This window comes from Pseudomonas sp. B6(2017) (assembly GCF_002112765.1).
Classification (GTDB): Bacteria; Pseudomonadota; Gammaproteobacteria; order Pseudomonadales; family Pseudomonadaceae; genus Aquipseudomonas; species Aquipseudomonas piscis.
The window spans coordinates 1-761 of sequence record NZ_NEIQ01000071.1 but is presented as its reverse complement, the minus strand read 5'-3'; the positions used below and the strand labels follow the sequence as shown (position 1 = coordinate 761).

Annotated in this window: 1 protein-coding gene; it reads left to right on the top strand. The window is 64.8% G+C overall.

The window, feature by feature from the left end:
- Positions 1-761 (top strand): AMP-binding protein (locus CAG11_RS33020; protein ID WP_143494903.1); only part of this gene is annotated, 761 nt, incomplete at both ends.

Here is a 761-nt window from a genome sequence, read left to right as displayed (position 1 = left end):
CTGCTCAACCGCCTGTGCTGGATGCAGGAGGCTTATGCCCTGGGTGCTGGCGACACGGTCTTGCAAAAGACCCCATTCAGCTTCGACGTCTCGGTATGGGAGTTCTTCTGGCCACTGATGACGGGCGCGCGGCTGGTGGTGGCGGCGCCGGGGGATCATCGCGATCCGGCCCGCTTGGTCAGCCTGATCAACAGCGAGCAGGTCACGACCCTGCACTTCGTGCCGTCGATGCTGCAAGCCTTCCTGCAGGATCGAGATGTGGGTTCGTGCACCAGCCTGCAACGCATCGTTTGCAGCGGCGAAGCATTGCCGGTGGATGCCCAGCAGCAAGTGTTCGCCAAGCTACCAAAGGCCGGGTTGTACAACCTGTATGGCCCGACCGAGGCCGCGATCGACGTGACCCACTGGACCTGTGTCGATGAAGGCCGCGATGGCGTGCCGATCGGCCGGCCGATCGCCAACCTGGGCTGCTACATCCTGGACAGCAACTTCGAACCGGTGCCGGTGGGTGTGCTGGGCGAGCTGTACCTGGGTGGCGTGGGCCTGGCCCGTGGTTACCATCGTCGCCCGGCCTTGAGCGCCGAACGCTTCGTGGCCCATCCGTTCGTGGCTGGCGAGCGCCTGTACCGTACCGGTGACCTGGCGCGTTATCGCGAAGACGGGGTGATCGAATACGCCGGGCGTATCGACCACCAGGTCAAGCTGCGAGGCCTGCGCATCGAGTTGGGCGAGATCGAAGCGCGACTGCTGGAGCACGAGCG